Consider the following 16300-nt stretch of genomic DNA (forward strand, 5'->3'; position numbering starts at 1 on the left):
GCGTTGAGCAGCGTACGAGGCAAGAGGATTCTGATCACCGGAGGGGCGGGCACGATCGGCTCGCACCTGGTGGACCTGCTGGTGGACAACGGGGCACGCGAGGTCGTGGTGCTCGACAACTTCGTGCGGGGGCGGACCGCCAACCTGGCCCGCGCCCTGCCGAGCGGCGTGGTGGAGGTCGTCGAGGGCGACATCCGCGACGTGGCCGCGGTGCGCAAGGCGACCGAGGGCGCCGAGCTGGTCTTCCACCTCGCCGCCATCCGGATCACGCAGTGCGCCGAGGAGCCGAGGCTCGCCAACGAGGTCATGGTGGACGGCACCTTCAACGTGCTGGAGGCGGCCGCGGCCGCCGGGGTGGGCAAGGTGATCGCCTCGTCCTCGGCCTCGGTCTACGGCCTGGCCGAGACCTTCCCGACCACCGAGCGCCACCACGCGTACAACAACGACACCTTCTACGGTGCGGCGAAGGCCTTCAACGAGGGGGTGCTGCGCAGCTTCCACTCCATGTACGGGCTGGACTACGTGGCACTGCGCTACTTCAACGTGTACGGCCCCCGGATGGACATCCACGGGCTCTACACCGAGGTGCTGATCCGCTGGATGGAGCGGATCGCCGCGGGCGAGCCGCCGCTGATCCTCGGCGACGGCACCCAGACCATGGACTTCGTCCACGTCCGGGACATCGCGCGGGCCAACCTGCTGGCCGCGGAGTCGGACCTGACCGACGAGGTCTTCAACGTCGCGAGCGGCACCGAGACCAGCCTGCTGGACCTGGCGCTCGGCCTGCTGGAGGCGATGGGCGCGCAGGGCCTGGCGCCCGAGCACGGGCCGGCCCGCGCCGTGAACGGGGTGACCCGCCGGCTCGCGGACACCTCGCAGGCCTCCGGCCGCCTCGGCTTCACCGCCGAGATCGACCTGCGCAGCGGGCTGCGGGACCTGGTGGACTGGTGGCGCGCCGAGCGGGCCGCCGGCACCGACGCCGCCACCACGGACGCGGCCGCGGGGACGGGCCGATGAGCGCCCCGGACACCGCTGCGGACACCGACGCCGCGCCGGTCGCCGCGCCGGCCCGGATTCCGGTGATGGTGCCCTGGCTGGGCGAGGAGGAGGCGAAGGCCGCGGCCGACGCGGTGCTCTCCGGCTGGGTGGCCCAGGGTCCCCGGGTCGCCGAGTTCGAGCGGGCCTTCGCGGAGCGGGTGGGCGCCGAGCACGCCATCGCGGTGAGCTCGTGCACCACCGCCCTGCACCTGGCCCTGATCGCGCTGGACCTCGGTCCCGGCGACGAGGTGATCGTCCCGTCCCTGTCCTTCATCGCCACGGCCAACGCCGTGCGCTACGTGGGCGCGCTGCCCGTGTTCGCGGACGTCGAGGAGGCCACCGGCAACCTCACGCCGGCCACGGTGGACGCGGTCCGCACGCCCAGGACCAAGGCGGTGCTCGCCGTCCACCAGGGCGGGGTGCCCGCGGACGTGCACGCGCTGCGCGCGGCGTGCGCCGACTGGGACGTGGCCCTGGTGGAGGACGCCGCCTGCGGCATCGGCGCGACGGTGGGCGGCAAGTCGGTGGGCCACGGCGCCCTGCTCGCCGCCTGGTCCTTCCACCCCCGCAAGGTGATCACCACCGGCGAGGGCGGCATGCTGACCACCGACGACGCCCAGTGGGCCGAGCGGCTGCGGCGGCTGCGCGAGCACGGCATGAACGTGTCCGCCGCGCAGCGCCACGCGAGCAGCAAGCCGATCGTCGAGAGCTACCTGGAGGTCGGCTACAACTACCGGATGACCGACATCCAGGCCGCGGTCGGCCTGGTGCAGCTCGGCAGGCTGGACGAGATCGTGGCCCGGCGGCGCTCGCTCGCCGCCCGGTACACGGAGCTGCTGAGCACGGTTCCGGGGCTGCGCCCGGTCGGGGACCCCGGCCACGGCCAGGGCAACTTCCAGTCGTACTGGGTGCTGCTGGCCGAGGAGTTCCCGCTCGGCCGGGACGAGCTGCTCGCGGTCCTGTCCGAGGCGGGGATCTCGGCCCGGCGCGGGATCATGGCCTCGCACCTGGAGCCGGCGTACGCGGACCACGGCGCGGCTCCGCTGCCGGTCACCGAGCGGATCAGCCGCGACTCGCTGATCCTGCCGCTGTTCCACACGATGACGCGGGAGCAGCAGGACCGGGTGGTGGCGGTGCTGCGCGAGCGGGCGGGCGGATGAGCGGCCCGCAGCAGCGGACCGAGGACCTGCTGATCGTCGGCGCGGGCGGGTTCGCCCGCGAGAGCGCCCAGGCGGTACGGGACGCGGCCGCCGCGGCCGCGGCATCCGGGCGGGCTCCGCGCTGGCGGCTGCTCGGGCACCTCGATGACGATCCGGCCCTGCACGGCCGGGAGGTCGACGGGGTGCCGGTGCTGGGCGGCAGCCACCTCGTGCACGAGCTGCCGGCCGCCCGGGTGGTGGTCTGCGTGGGCAGTCCCCGCGACTACGCCGTACGGGCCCGGCTGGTACGCCGCCTGGGCCTGTCCGGGAACCGCTACGCGACGGTGGTCCACCCCACGGCGGTGGTGTCGGGATCCTCGCTGCTCGGCGCGGGTTCGGTCCTGCTCGCGCACAGCGTGCTGACGGCCGCCGTCCGGGTCGGGTCCCACGTGGCGGTGATGCCGCACGTGGTGCTCACCCACGACGACCGGGTCGGGGACTTCGCCACGCTGGCCTCGGGCGTCCGCCTGGGCGGCGGGGTGCGGCTGGGGCGCGGGGCGTACGTGGGCGCGGGAGCGCTGGTGCGCGAGGGCACGTCGGTCGGCGCCTGGTCGCTGACCGGTATGGGAAGCACGGTCCTGGCCGATGTGCCGCCCGGTGAGGTGTGGGCCGGGAGCCCCGCCCGCCGGCTGCGCACGGCGGGTGGTCCGGCGCTCGACGAGCTGCGGGCCGATGGCGAGGAGACCGGCCGGTGGCCGGAGACACGGATGGGGAGCACAGTCGCATGAACCAGATACCGCTGGTCGATCTGAAGGCGGCGCACGCCGAGGTCGCCGAGGAATTACGGGCAGGATTCGACCGCGTGCTCGCCGACACCGCCTTCATCGGCGGTGCGGAGGTCCGCGCCTTCGAGCGCGAGTACGCCGAGTTCGCCGGGGTCGGGCACTGCGTGGGGGTCGCCAACGGCACGGACGCCCTCGAACTGGCCCTGCGGGCGAGCGGGGTGGGCGTCGGCGACGAGGTGGTGCTGCCCGCGAACACCTTCATCGCCACCGCGGGCGCCGTCGCCCGGATCGGCGCCCGGCCGGTGCTGGTGGACTGCCTCCCCGACACCCTGCTGATGGACCCGCGGGCCGCCCTGGAAGCGGTGGGCGAAGCCACCCGCGCGGTCGTCCCCGTCCACCTCTACGGGCAGTGCGCCGACACCGCGGCGCTCGCGGCGGGTCTGCCGTCGCACGTGAGGATCGTCGAGGACGCCGCGCAGAGCCAGGGCGCGACCCGGAGCGGTCGCTCCCCCGGCAACGGGGGCATCGCCGCGACCAGCTTCTACCCGGGCAAGAACCTCGGCGCGTACGGCGACGCGGGCGCGGTGGTGACCGACGACGAGGAGAGCGCGGACCTGGTCCGGGCCCTCGCCAACCACGGCGGCATCGCCAAGTACCGCCACGACGTGGCCGGGTTCAACAGCCGCCTGGACGGTCTGCAGGCCGTGGTCCTGCGGGCGAAGCTGGCCCGGCTGGCCGACGGGAACGCCTCCCGCAGGGCCGCCGCCGCCCGCTACGACGAGCTGCTGGGCGACCTCGCCGCCGCCGGGCAGGTCACCCTGCCGGTCACGGCCGCGGGCAATGTCCACGTGTGGCACCTGTACGTCGTCCGGGTCGCCGACGCGGACCGCGACGCCGTCGTCGGCAAGCTCAACGCGGAGGGCATCGGCGCGGGTGTGCACTACCCGGCCCCGGTGCACCTCACCCCGGCCTTCGGCCATCTCGGCCACGGCCGAGGCGACTTCCCGCACGCCGAACAGGCGGCGGACCGGATGCTCTCGCTCCCCCTCTTCCCGCAGATCACCGCTGCCCAGCAGCAGCGGGTCGTGGACACGCTCCGCGACGCCCTGCGCTGACCCCGCGCGCTCACGCAAACAATGAGGTCCAGATGAACAGACGGACAAGGTTGCTCCGTTACGGTCTCTTCACCGTGGTCGCGGCCTTGATGGCCACGGTCATGCCGCCGGCGGCGGTGGCCGGTGCGGCCGATCCCTGCGGTCCCACCACGAACGCCATCGTGTGCGAGAACTCCAAGCCCGGCACTCCGATGGAGGACTGGTTCGCACCCAGCGCGTACGGCGACATCAAGGGCTTCCCGGCCCAGACGAGCGTCCAGGCCGGCGAAACCGTGCAGTTCAAGATCCAGTCGCCGACGTCGTACAAGGTCTCGGTCTACCGCCTCGGCCACTACGGCGGCACCGGGGCCCGCCTGATGTCGACCGCGGCCCAGGCGGCCCAGACGTACCCGGCGAACTTCGCGCCGGGCGGCAACCCGGCGACCTGCGCCAAGAAGGCCGCCACCGGCCTGGTCGACTGCGGCAACTGGCCCACCACCGCGACGTGGACCGTGCCGGCCGACGCCGTGTCCGGGCTCTACGTCGTCAACTTCGACCAGGCGGACGGCAACGGGGTGATGCCCTACCCGTTCGTCGTCCGCAACGACTCCAGCCACTCCGACATCGCCGTGCAGACCAGTGACCAGACCTGGCAGGCGTACAACAACTACGGCGGCCAGGACCTGTACGACGGCGGCGGCCCCGCCCCGGACGGCCGGGCGTACGAGGTCAGCTACAACCGGCCCATGGACATCGGCGGGGACAACGGGATCTACGGTTCCGAGTTCCAGATGGTCGCGTGGCTGGAGCGCAACGGCTATGACGTGAGCTACATGTCCGGGATCGACATGTCGGTGCGCGGCGGGACCCTGCTGCGCAACCACAAGGTCTTCCTGTCCTCCGGGCACGACGAGTACTGGACGCAGGACCAGTTCACGAACGCGCTGAACGCGCGCAGGGCCGGGGTCCACCAGACGTACTTCAGCGGCAACGAGGTCTTCTGGAAGACCCGTCTGGCGCCGAGCATCGACGGCGCCAACACCGCCAACCGGACCCTGGTCTCGTACAAGGAGACCAAGCTGTCCTTCCCCCAGCCCAACGGCGTCCCCGACCCGAGCGGGATCTGGACGGGCACCTTCATGGACCCCGCCAGCGCCACGAACGGCCGGCCCTTCCAGCCGCAGAACCAGCTGACGGGCTCGATGTTCAGCGTCAACGGCTACCGCAGTGACGCGATCACGGTGCCCGGCACCTTCGCCAAGCAGCGGCTGTGGCGGGGCACCACGGTCGCGAACCTCACCCCCTCCCAGACCGCCACGTTCCCCACCGGCACACTCGGCTACGAGTGGGACAGCGACGTGGAGAACGCCAGCCGGCCGGCCGGGCAGATCACGATGTCCTCCACCACGGTGGACATCGAGGACGGCAAGCTCCTCAAGGACTACGGCAACACCTACGGCAACGGCACCGCCACGCACAGCCTCGTCGCCTTCCGCGACCAGACCTCGCACGCGCTGGTGTTCGGCGCGGGAACGGTCCAGTGGTCCTGGGGCCTGACCAACATGCCGACCGGCAACCCGGACGACGCGGTGATCACCGCGGACAAGCGGATGCAGCAGGCCACGGTCAACGTCTTCGCCGACATGGGTGTCCAGCCCAAGTCGCTGCAGAGCGACCTGGTCGCGTCGACCGCCTCCACCGACGCCGTGGGCCCGGCCGTGACGGTGACCAGCCCGGCGGCGAACGCCACCGTCCCGGCGCTGCGGCCCGTGACCATCACGGGTACGGCCGGCGACACCGGCGGCGGCGTGGTCGCCCGTGTGGAGGTGTCCACCGACGGCGGCACGACCTGGAAGGCGACCACGGGCATCGGGTCCTGGACCTACAAATGGACCCCGACCGTCCCGGGCGCCGCGCAGATCAAGGTGCGCGCGGTGGACGACAGCGTCAACATCGGCGCCACCACCACGGTGCCGCTGACCGTGGGACCCCAGCAGTGCCCCTGCACCGTGTGGCCCGCCGCGGCCGTACCGGGCACCGTCAACGCCGGTGACGGCAGCGCCGTCGAGCTCGGCGTGAAGATCCGCTCCTCGGTGGCCGGTTCGATCACCGGTGTCCGCTTCTACAAGTCGCCCGCCAACACCGGGACCCACACCGGAAGCCTGTGGAGCAGCACCGGCCAGCGCCTGGCCACGGGCACCTTCACCAACGAGACGGCCTCCGGCTGGCAGCAGCTGAACTTCGCCACCCCGGTCCCGGTCAAGGCGAACACCACGTACGTCGCCTCCTACTTCGCCCCGCACGGCGGCTACTCCTTCGACACCACCTTCGCCGCGAGCGACGCGGGCCTGGCTCCGCTCACCGCGCTGAAGAACGGCACCGACGGCGGCAACGGCGTGTACCGCTACAGCGGCACGGGCGGCTTCCCGTCCACCGCCTCGTCCGGCAGCAACTACTGGGTGGACGCGGTCCTGGACACTTCGACCGCGAGCACGGCCCCGCCCACCGTCACCGCCACCTCACCCCAGTCCGCGGCGACCGGCACGCAGATCACGGCGGCCGTGTCGGCCACCTTCAGCAACGCGATCGACGCGGACACCCTGGTGTTCTCCGTCAAGGACTCGGGCGGCGCGGCCGTACCGGGCACCAAGGTGCTCGGCGCGTCGAACAGCGCGACCTTCACCCCGTCCTCCGAACTGGCCCTGAACTCCACCTACACGGCGTCCGTCCAGGCCTCCGACCTGTGGGGCAACGCGATGGCCGCGCCGGTAACGTGGAACTTCACCACCAGCGCGAGCCCTCCGACGGTCAACTGCCCGTGCACCCTGTGGAACGGCGCCGCGACGCCGAGCACCGCGAATGTGGGTGACGACGCCAACTCGGTGGAGCTGGGGACCCGTTTCCAGTCCGCGGTGAACGGCTACATCACCGGCGTCACCTTCTACAAGGGCCCCGGCAACACCGGTACGCACACCGGCAGCCTGTGGTCCGCCTCCGGCACCCTGCTCGCCACCGGCACCTTCGGCAGCGAGACCGTGTCGGGCTGGCAGCAGCTCCAGTTCGCCACTGCGGTGCCGATCACGGCGGGCACCACGTACGTGGCCTCCTACCACGCACCGAACGGCAACTACTCCGTGGACGGCGGCTACTTCGCCGGCGCGCACCGCTCCTATCCGCTGGTGGCCCCGGCCGACACGGTCGGCAGCGCCAACGGGCTCTACAAGTACGGGGCGGCCACCGCCTTCCCGACGAACACCTTCGGCTCGGTGAACTACTGGGTCGGCCCGATCTTCACCAGCACCGCGCCGCCCGCCCTGCAGGAGGGGCTGTCCACGGAGGTGAGCGGGCAGTGAGCACGGTCAGCGTGGTGATCCCCTGCTACAAGTACGGCCACTTCCTGGCGGACTGCGTCAAGAGCGTGCTGGACGAGCAGGAGGGCGTCGACGTACGGGTACTGATCATCGACGACGCCTCGCCCGACGACTCCGCGGAGGTCGCCCGCGCGCTGGCGGCCGCCGACCCGCGGATCGAGGTACGGGTCCACGAGAGCAACAAGGGCCACATCGCCACCTACAACGAGGGGCTGCTGGAGTGGGCCGACGGGGATTACGTCGCCCTGCTGTCGGCGGACGACCGGCTGGTCCCCGGCGCCCTGGTGCGCGCGGCGGCCCTGCTCGACGCCCATCCGGAGGCGGGCTTCTGCTACGGCCGGCCGCTGCGCTTCCAGCACGGCGGGCCGCTTCCGGCGGCCCGTACCCGCAGCACCGGATCGGTCGTCTACCCCGGACGGTGGTGGCTGGACCGGCGGTTCCGGGAGGGCACCGGGTGCATCACCTCGCCCGAGGTGGTGGTCCGTACGAGCCTCCAGCGCAAGGTCGGGGGCTACGACCCGGAGCTGCCGCACGCCGGTGACATCGAGATGTGGATGCGGCTCGCGGCGCACGCCGACGTGGGCTATGTCCGCGGGGCCGACCAGGCCTTCTACCGGGTCCACGGCAACAACATGTCCACCACGGACTTCGGCGGCCAGCTCGACGACCTGCGCCAGCGCCTCGTCGCCTTCGACTCGGTGCTCGACAAGTGCGGCGGGCTGCTGCCGGGGTCCGACCGGCTGGCGCTGTCGGCGCGCACCCGGCTGGCCCGGTACGCGCTGCGGCGCGCCTACCGGGCGTACGACCGGGGGCGCACCGCGGTGGTACCGGTGGACGAACTCGTGGAGTTCGCGGCCGAATGCCTGCCCGGGCACTACACGTCTCTGGCCGAGTACCGGGCGCTGCTGCGGCGCCGGCGCATCGGGGCGCGTGCCATGCCGTACCTCCAGCCGCTCGTGCTGTCGGCCGTGGCCGACCGGGGGCGCGAGTGGCTGTGGTGGCGGTCCTGGAAGCGCCGAGGGATTTGATGATCCATCGGTTGGGTTCAGCGGGTCGCCCCGGCCAGGGGCGCCCGCTCGGGCTCCTCGGCCCGCACCACCGGACCGGCGTCGGCGGCGGTACGCCGGCGCCGGCTCCGGCGTGTCAGGAGCCGGTCGGTCCACAGGGCCGCCACCACACCGCCGACCCCGCCCAGCAGGGCCGCACCGGCGAGTCCCCGGCTCTTGGTGCCGGTCTGCACCACCGCGGTGGGCGGCACCAGCAGGGTGACGCTCATCCGCGCGGCGTCCGGAACCCCCTGCTGCGTCTGCAGGTCGGTGAGGTGCTTCGTGTAGACCTCGATGATCTTCCGGACGGCGGTGTCGGCGGCGGCCGGCCGGGCCTGCTCCGCCTGGACCTGGAGCGAGGGGATCAGATAGCGGGGGGTGACGCTCGTACCGCTGTTGCGCGGTATCAGCCGGTAGGTTCCGCTCACTCCGGCGGCGCGCAGCTCCTGGGCTCCGGCGGGCGAGTCCAGCTGCTGCACGGCCGCGTAGGAGACGGCGGCGAGCGGCGGCTGCAGATTGGCCAGTTGGTTGGGCTGGGTGTCCGTCACCGGAGGCTTGAGTACGACGATCGCCGTGCTCAGGTAGGTCTGGGTGGGGTGCAGCACCTGGAGCGCTCCGGCGGCCGCGAGCACCGCCGCCACGATCAGGACGTACCAGCGCCGACGCAGCGCACGGACCAACTCACCAGGCGACACAGAGATTCCTTCCGTTGTGACCGATCTTTCCAGGACATGGGTAGGCCCGCCATCAATTGCGGCTTCCTCGGGGGGTGTTCATGAGCATCGGTGAGATCCTCGCGGTGCTCCGGCGCCGCTGGTACGTGATGGTGCCGCTGACGCTGATCAGCCTGCTCGGGGGGGCTCACCTGTACCGTTCGGTGCCGGTGGCCTACCAGTCGGAGAGCTCGGTGGCGCTGCTGGACTCCACGGCGGTGGCCGAACTGGCCCCCGCCTTCGGCAATCCCATCGCGAACGCCGGCGGCTCGCTGGTGGTCACGGCGGACGTCCTGATCCGGACGCTGTCGGGGACGGACGCGGCGCGGGATTTGCAGGGCATCGGCGTGACCGACCCCTACACGGTCGGCTTCGCCGCGAACACCTCCGGGCCGATGCTGACGCTGTCCGTCACAGGGACGGACCGGGCGAAGGTGCTGGAGGAGACCAACAAACTGACCGCCTTCGCCGGGGAGACCCTCAACGCGCTCCAGACGGCGGCCCAGGTCAAGCCCGCGTACATGGTCCAGGCGGCCCCCGTGGTGCTGCCGCAGATCCCGGTGCCGCAGATGAAGAGCCGCTACCAGCAGGTGCTGGGCGTGGTCATCCTGGGCACCACGAGCGCCTTCACGTTCTCCTTCCTGACGGACAGCACGCTGGCTGCGCTCCGCCGGCGGCGCAGGGCCTCGGCCGCCCCGGCGCGCGGGCGAGGGCGCCGCAAGCCGTGGGGGCGGCAGCTGGACGCGACCGCCCTGCTGAGCTGCTATCTCGCGCTGGCCTTCTTCATCCCCTCGAACCTGACCCTGCCCGGGATGGGCGGGGTGGGCACCCCGGCCAACGTGTTCGCGCTGCTGTGCCTGTTCTGGTATCTGGCGGCCTGGATCACCGGCCGGATGCGACCCGCCCCCGGCACCCGGCTGCCGCGGGTGGTGATGTGCCTGCTGGCGTTCTCCGTCCTGGCCTCCTACCTCGCGAACGCGATGCGCGGCAGCTCCCACAAGGAGGTCCTCGCGGCGGACCGCGGGCTGATCGGGCTGCTCGTGTGGGTGTCCCTGGTGGTGCTGGTCTCCGCGGGGATCCAGGATCGCGAGCGCCTGGACGTGCTGATGCGCCGGGCCGTGGTGATGGGAACGGTGGTGGCGGCCATCGGCTTCTACGACTTCTTCACCGCGACGAACATCGCCGACAGCATCTCCATCCCGGGCCTGCAGTCCAGCGTCGCCCAGATCACCACCCTGGACCGGGGTTCCTTCACCCGGCCGCGGTCCACGACGGCGCAGCCGCTCGAGTTCGGCGGGATGCTCGCGATCCTGCTGCCCTTCGCCGTGCAGCAGGCCTTCGATCCGCTGCGGCGCCACCTGCGCGGCTGGCGGCGCTGGGGGCCCGTGGTGCTGATGGGGGGCGCCCTGCCGCTGACCGTGTCGCGGACCTCCATCATCGGCGCGCTCATCGTGGTGCTGGTGATGGTGCTGCGCTGGAAGCCTGAGCGGCGGTGGGCCGCGATCGGTCTGCTGATGGGCTCGGTGGCCTGCTTCAAGGTGATCATCCCCGGGCTGATCGGCACCATCACCGCTCTCTTCGCCTCGTTCGTGACGAACTCCGACAGCAGCACGCAGGCCCGGACCGTCAAGTACAGCGCGATCGTCCCCTATCTCACCGAACGGCCGCTGTTCGGCCGGGGCTTCGGGACCTTCCTGCCCGAACTGTTCTTCTTCACCGACAACCAGTACATGCTCACCCTGGCGGAGATGGGCCTCGTGGGGCTGCTCGCGCTCCTGGTCCTGCTGGTCACCGGGATCCACCAGGGCGGCGCCATCCGCCGACTGGCCCGCACCGAGTCCGACCGGGAGCTGGGTCAGGCCTTCTTCGCCTCCGCCCTGGTCTCCCTCGTCATCGCCGCCACCTTCGACGCCCTCAGCTTCCCGATGTTCGCCGGGGTGTTCTTCCTGACGATCGCCGCCGGAGGCAGCTACCTCGGGTTCATCCGGCGTTCGGCGCCGGAGCCCGCAACCGTGGAGTCCGTATGCAGTCCATCCAGCCAGCCGCCCGCCGACCGGATCCGGGTGCCGGCCCCGTAGCGGTCATCGTCGTCACCTGGAACAGCGCCCGGGTGCTCCCGGAGTTCCTCACCTCGCTGCCGGAGGGCATGGCCGGGCTCGACTGGCGCCTGGTCGTCGCCGACAACGACTCGGCCGACGGCACCGTGGACCTGATCCGCTCCCTGGCCCCGGACACGACCGTCGTCCAGACCGGCCGCAATGCCGGATACGCGGCCGGCGTGAACGCCGCCCTGGCGGCCGCCGCGGCGTGGGAGGGCGGCTTCGGGACGGCCCTGGTCTGCAACCCGGACATCCGGATGAGGCAGGGCTGCGCCAAGGTGCTCGTGGACGCGCTGGGCGAGGCCGCGCCGGGCGGTGGCCGGGTCGGCATCAGCGTCCCGCTGCTGTACGAGGAGGACGGCCGTACGCTGCTGCTCTCGCTGCGCCGGGAGTCGCTCGTGACGCGGGCGCTCGGCGAGGCGGTGCTCGGCAATCGCCGGGCCGGGCGGTTCCCGCGCTGGAGCGAGATGGTCACCGATCCGGCCGCGTACGAGCGGGCGACGGTCGCGGACTGGGCGACGGGCGCGCTGATGGCCCTGTCCGGGGAGTGCCTGGAGGCGTGCGGGGCCTGGGACGAGTCATTCTTCCTGTACTCGGAGGAGACCGAGTACTGCCTGCGGGCCCGCGACCTGGGCTTCGTCACCCGGCTGGAGCCCGCGGCCGCGGCCACCCACCTGGGCGGGGACTCCCAGGTGTCGCCCCGGCTGTGGACCCTGCTGACGCTCAACCGGGTCAGGCTCTACGGGCGCCGGCACGGGCCCGTGGCGACCGCCGCGTTCCGCGCGGCCGTACTGCTGCGGGAGTCCTCCCGGGCGCTGCTGGGCCGGCCCGCGAGCCGGGCGGCCGCGAAGGCCCTGGCCGGCCCGTCGGCTCTGCGGGCCACGCCCGGCCCCTGATCAGTCGCGGGGCGGCGGACCGTCCCAGGCGGTGTAGAAGCTGTCCGGGTTGACCAGGTAGCGGACGGTCGCCCGGGGCAGGTGGCGCACCTCGTGGCGGCGGCCGTAGCGGCGGACGAGCTCCCAGTCCTCGCGGGGCAGCACCTCGGGGGTGCGGCGCAGCCGGCTGAAGTACAAGGACCGGTTGCGCCGCGCCACGAAGGCGTTGGTGTCGAGGAAGGCCTCGTGGGCGGCGCGGCGGCGGTCGAAGGGCACGGACAGGACGTCCCGGTCCGTGCCGTCGGGCAGCACCCTGCGCAGCGCGGTGTAGACGGCGTCGGGCCCGTCGGGCGCCTCCAGGGCGGCCAGGGCCTCCTCGAGGTGGTCGGGCTCCCACAGGTTGTCGTCGTCCAGGAAGGCGACGTAGCGCGACCTGGACAGCCGGATGCCCACATTGCGCACGACTCCGGCGGTCGCCGTGTTGCGCGCCAGGGACACCGCGAACAGCCTCGGGTCGTCCGGGAGTTCGGGCAGGCCCGCGCCGTCGTCGACGACGATGACCACCTGGTCGGTGACCGACTGCTCCAGGGCGGAGCGGACCGCCGCCCGCAGGGCCTCGGGGCGCCGGTGGGTGGGGATGACGGTGGCGACCAGGGCGGCAGGGGGCTCGCCCAGTTCGGCGGCGAGCCGGCGGGTCTCGGCGTCCTCCAGGCGGCGCAGCCGCAGGGCGGAGGGGGCCAGCAGGACCTTGTTCCTGGCCTCGAAGAGCACCAGCCAGCCGAAGGTCCGCTTGAGCAGTTCCCAGGGGGCCCGGGCGATCCGGCGCATCATGTCCGGTCGGTCCTTTCGGTTCTCAGGAGGCGGGCGGCGGCTCGACGGGTCTGCCGTCGGACATGCGGTTGCCCTTCCACACGTTCCCGGCGCCGCCCGCGTTCCAGGCGGTGGCCGCACCGTAGGCACCTCCGGCGGGGTGGTACTGCGTGGAGAAGACGTTGTCGGTGACCTGGATGCCGGTGGCGCCGGGGCCGCCGCCGTAGAGGGCGTACGCTCCCCCGGCCAGCCAGTTGCCCTCGACCACGACGGAGGAGACCACGCCGGTGTCGGCGAAGAGACCGACGGCCGCGGTGGCCCCCTTGTCCACCGGGGTGGAGTTCAGCAGGGTGTTGCGGCGGACGGTCAGCCGGCCCTTGTTGCCGCCCCCGCTGATGACGGCGTCGGTGTGCTGCCATTCGCCGCCCTGGTTGCGGAAGGCGACGAGGTCGTGGACGTAGTTGTCGTGCAGATCGCCCTGGCCCATGGACAGGGCGTTGCCGAACACCGAGATGTCGCACCAGCCGACCTCGATCGAGCTGCCGCCCATGTTGGAGACCGCGTAGTTGACCCCTCCGTTGTCGGGGCCCTTGCCCGGTACGGCGGTGATCGCGGTGTGCAGGACCTTCAGTCCGCTGAAGCCGGGACGCAGGTTGATGCCCCACCAGTTGGTCGAGGTGATCCTGCTGTCGATGACGGTGACGTCGTTGGCGTAGATGTCGAGGGAGCCGCGGATGTCCCAGCCCTTGATGACCGTGCCGTCCTTCTTGACGGACATGTTCCCGATGTCGTGCCGTTCCAGCTCGATCCGGGGACCGGTGGTGCCCGCGTCGGGGAACCCGCAGGTGCCGGGCGAGGTGCAGGGCGGGGCGGAGGTGGCGGGCGGCGGTTCGCCCGTCCCCTGCGAGGCGGTCGGGGACGGCGGGCCGGAGGTGGCCGGCGAGGCCGAGGGAGCGGGCGGCGCCGTGGCGGAGGGTGCGGCGCTCCCGGTGGCGCCCGGCGCCGCCGCGTGCTCGTTCAGGGCGGTGCGGTCCGCCCGGTACAGGGTGAGGACGACGGCCAGGACCACTCCGGCGAGCAGCCACGCCGTCAGGCGCCTTCGGTGCTGTGTCACGGTCCTATCCCTTGAGTAACGCGCGGCCGGGCAGGACGCACAGGACGTAGCAGAGGGTGCCGCCGGCTCCGGTCGCCAGGAGCGCGAGCACGCTGTCGCCCAGGTACCGATCCAGGAGGAGGACCACGGCGGCCATCACGGCGCCCCCGAGGAGCGGCCAGGCGCAGGCCCGGGCGACCGTGCCCAGGCGGATGCCGCCCTTGGCCAGGGCGAGGAGGAACACCGGGACCACGACGGCCCCGGCGACCAGGACGTGTCCCTGGGCCACCCCGACGATCCCGCCGGTGCGGGCGCCGATGACGAGGACCGGGATCAGGATGATCAGCCAGAGTCCCTGGACGCCGATCAGCGAGCGGCGCCGGCCGATGGCCACCAGGCAGTCGTAGGCCAGTTCGCAGCCGATGCGGACCAGGCCGAGCGCCATCAGCCAGGGCAGGGCCCGGGCGGCGGGCAGCCAGCGTTCGCCGTAGACGAGCTCCACGACGGGGGCGGCGAGGGCGGCGAGCAGGACGCAGATCGGGACGGTGCCGGCCATGACGACGCCGAGCGCGCGGCTGAATCCGGCGGCCAGCGCCTGTGGTGAGTCGGCCAGCCGGGAGAAGCCCGCGAAGGAGACGCGGCGGGCGGCCTCGGAGATGATGCGGACGGGCCAGCCGGAGATGTTGAAGGCGAGCACGTAGAAGCCGAGGGCGAGCGGGTCCAGGGCGGAGCCCACCACCATGGTGTCCACGTTGACCACGCCGAGGGCGAGCATGCTGGCTCCGGCGAGGGGCAGTCCGAACCGGAGCAGGGCCCGGGCCTGTTCCCGGTCCCAGCCGAACTTCAGGGTTCCGGGGGCGGCGAGGCAGCAGCCGATGAGCGCGGCCACGTTGCCCACCACGGAGCCCCAGGCGAAGCTCATCGCGCCCCAGCCCTGGACGGCGAGCAGCAGGGTCACCGCGGTGCTCAGAACGAAGTTGAGGCCGTCGACGGCCATCCGCCGACCCTGCGCGAACTCCCGGGTGAGGAAGCCGGCGGGCACCTGGGAGAGGCCGTCGAGGACCACGCACAGGCACATCACGCGCAGGACCCCGGAGGCCTCGGGCGAGCCGAGCACCCCGGCCACCGCGGGGGCGACCGCGAACAGTACGGCGTACAGCAGGCAGCTGGAGGCGGCGCTGAGGGTGAGGACGGTCGGGGCGAAGCGGCGCGGGTCGCCCTCCCAGCGCACGATCGCCAGCGAGACACCGAGTTCGTTGGCGGAGAGGAGGACCAGCAGGACGGTCTGGGCGATGCCGTACACGCCCCAGGCCTCGGGCCCGAGGAAGAAGCGGGCCAGGATGATGCCGGTCGCGAAGTTGCCGAGGCGCATGACCACGGTGTTGATCAGGCTCCACTTGGCGGCGGAGCCGACCTTGCGTCCCAGCGAGGGCGCCGCCGCGGTGGTGGCCTCGGTGTCCGCCGCGGGGCCGGTCACGGCGATCCCGCCGTACGGGAGCCGGCCGCGCCGGAACCGGCCGGATGGGCGACGGTCATGCGCAGGGTGGCGGTCGGGTCACCGGCGTCGGCGGCGACCGGTTCGCCGCCCTCCCCCGGGGCCGGCCGGTGCCGGCCGGACGACGCCGCCCGGCGCCCCCGGGCCTCCACGAAGAAGGTGGCCACCAGGCTGAGTACGAAGCCCAGCGCGCCCGCCATGAACAGGAACTGGAGCCTGGCCTTGGTCTGTGCCTCGGGCTTCTGGGGAGGCACGATCGTGGCCATCCGGATCATGGCGTCGGGGGTCACCGACTGCTGGTTCTGGAAGTCCAGCAGCCGCTTCTCCGCGTACTTGGTGAGGATCTCGTCCGACTTCAGCACCGCGTCCGGGTCGGTCCCGACCACGCTGAGCCACATGTAGGGGCCCAGCGCGTTGTCGGCGATCTTCGCCTCGTGCACTCCGGTGACGCCCAGGGACGTGAGGTCGGCCTTGGCGTCATCGGAGTTGAGGTTGCGGGCCAGGCCGTCGGCCATTCCGGTGAGCGAGGCCTGGGTGCTCAGGAAGGGGTTGCCGTCGAAGGCCACCGTGGCCTTCTTCGAGTTCAGCAGGGTCACCGTGCTCTGCGACCGGTACTCCACCGGGACCAGCAGGTACACGGCGGCGGTGAGCGCCGCCGTGATCAGCAGTCCCGGCAGCAGCACGTACCAGCGCCTGCGCATGACCCGCCAGATCTCCGCGAGATCCATGGTCTTCCCCTTCG

The 16300-nt window shown here is 72.4% G+C and carries 13 protein-coding genes; 8 read left to right on the forward strand and 5 right to left on the reverse strand.

Going from position 1 to position 16300, the window contains the following annotated elements; all coding sequences use genetic code 11:
- The first annotated feature begins 3 nt into the window (after positions 1-3).
- Genes ACIQZO_RS27095 through ACIQZO_RS27120 form a run of 6 tightly spaced genes read left to right on the forward strand, consistent with a single transcriptional unit; the run spans position 4 to position 8455 of the window.
- Entirely contained in the window at positions 4-1017 is a 1014-nt protein-coding gene (locus ACIQZO_RS27095) for an NAD-dependent epimerase/dehydratase family protein (protein WP_403630867.1), read from the forward strand.
- Positions 1014-2198, forward strand: coding sequence for a DegT/DnrJ/EryC1/StrS family aminotransferase (locus ACIQZO_RS27100; protein ID WP_403630870.1), 1185 nt, complete (start codon positions 1014-1016; stop codon positions 2196-2198). Before ACIQZO_RS27095 ends, ACIQZO_RS27100 begins: the two co-directional genes overlap by 4 nt.
- Complete coding sequence (locus ACIQZO_RS27105; RefSeq protein WP_403630873.1) at positions 2195-2965, forward strand: NeuD/PglB/VioB family sugar acetyltransferase; 771 nt, start codon at positions 2195-2197, stop codon at positions 2963-2965. The genes ACIQZO_RS27100 and ACIQZO_RS27105 overlap by 4 nt, the downstream gene beginning before the upstream one ends.
- Positions 2962-4077 carry a DegT/DnrJ/EryC1/StrS family aminotransferase gene (locus ACIQZO_RS27110; protein WP_403630876.1) on the forward strand — a complete coding sequence of 372 codons (1116 nt, stop codon included), beginning with the start codon at positions 2962-2964 and terminating at the stop codon, positions 4075-4077. Before ACIQZO_RS27105 ends, ACIQZO_RS27110 begins: the two co-directional genes overlap by 4 nt.
- 32 nt (positions 4078-4109) lie before the next feature.
- Complete coding sequence (locus ACIQZO_RS27115) at positions 4110-7409, forward strand: DUF4082 domain-containing protein (protein WP_403630879.1); 3300 nt, start codon at positions 4110-4112, stop codon at positions 7407-7409.
- Complete coding sequence (locus ACIQZO_RS27120) at positions 7406-8455, forward strand: glycosyltransferase (RefSeq protein WP_403630882.1); 1050 nt, start codon at positions 7406-7408, stop codon at positions 8453-8455. Before ACIQZO_RS27115 ends, ACIQZO_RS27120 begins: the two co-directional genes overlap by 4 nt.
- A 17-nt stretch (positions 8456-8472) precedes the next feature.
- Here the strand turns inward: ACIQZO_RS27120 and ACIQZO_RS27125 are convergent, their stop codons facing one another.
- Entirely contained in the window at positions 8473-9168 is a 696-nt protein-coding gene (locus ACIQZO_RS27125) for a hypothetical protein (protein WP_403630885.1), read from the reverse strand.
- Between the two features lie 80 nt (positions 9169-9248).
- Between ACIQZO_RS27125 and ACIQZO_RS27130 the strand changes: the two genes are divergently transcribed.
- Positions 9249-11264 carry an O-antigen ligase family protein gene (locus tag ACIQZO_RS27130; protein WP_403630887.1) on the forward strand — a complete coding sequence of 672 codons (2016 nt, stop codon included), beginning with the start codon at positions 9249-9251 and terminating at the stop codon, positions 11262-11264.
- The gene (locus tag ACIQZO_RS27135; protein ID WP_403630890.1) at positions 11210-12181 is read left to right on the forward strand and encodes a glycosyltransferase; all 972 of its coding nucleotides are present in this window, start codon (positions 11210-11212) and stop codon (positions 12179-12181) included. Before ACIQZO_RS27130 ends, ACIQZO_RS27135 begins: the two co-directional genes overlap by 55 nt.
- Here ACIQZO_RS27135 and ACIQZO_RS27140 read toward each other — a convergent pair whose 3' ends face one another.
- From ACIQZO_RS27140 to ACIQZO_RS27155, 4 genes are read right to left on the reverse strand one after another with little or no spacing between them, the layout of a single operon-like run.
- On the reverse strand, positions 12182-12991 hold the full coding sequence (locus ACIQZO_RS27140; protein WP_403630893.1) for a glycosyltransferase family A protein: 810 nt from the start codon (positions 12989-12991) through the stop codon (positions 12182-12184).
- Between the two features lie 22 nt (positions 12992-13013).
- Entirely contained in the window at positions 13014-14084 is a 1071-nt protein-coding gene (locus ACIQZO_RS27145) for a hypothetical protein (protein WP_403630896.1), read from the reverse strand.
- A gap of 4 nt (positions 14085-14088) precedes the next feature.
- Positions 14089-15540 carry an oligosaccharide flippase family protein gene (locus ACIQZO_RS27150; RefSeq protein WP_403630899.1) on the reverse strand — a complete coding sequence of 484 codons (1452 nt, stop codon included), beginning with the start codon at positions 15538-15540 and terminating at the stop codon, positions 14089-14091.
- The gene (locus tag ACIQZO_RS27155; protein WP_403630901.1) at positions 15537-16286 is read right to left on the reverse strand and encodes a chain length determinant protein; all 750 of its coding nucleotides are present in this window, start codon (positions 16284-16286) and stop codon (positions 15537-15539) included. Before ACIQZO_RS27155 ends, ACIQZO_RS27150 begins: the two co-directional genes overlap by 4 nt.
- Between the last annotated feature and the right edge of the window lie 14 nt (positions 16287-16300).

The sequence above is a fragment of the Streptomyces sp. NPDC097617 genome, from assembly GCF_044761485.1.
Taxonomy (GTDB): domain Bacteria; phylum Actinomycetota; class Actinomycetes; order Streptomycetales; family Streptomycetaceae; genus Streptomyces.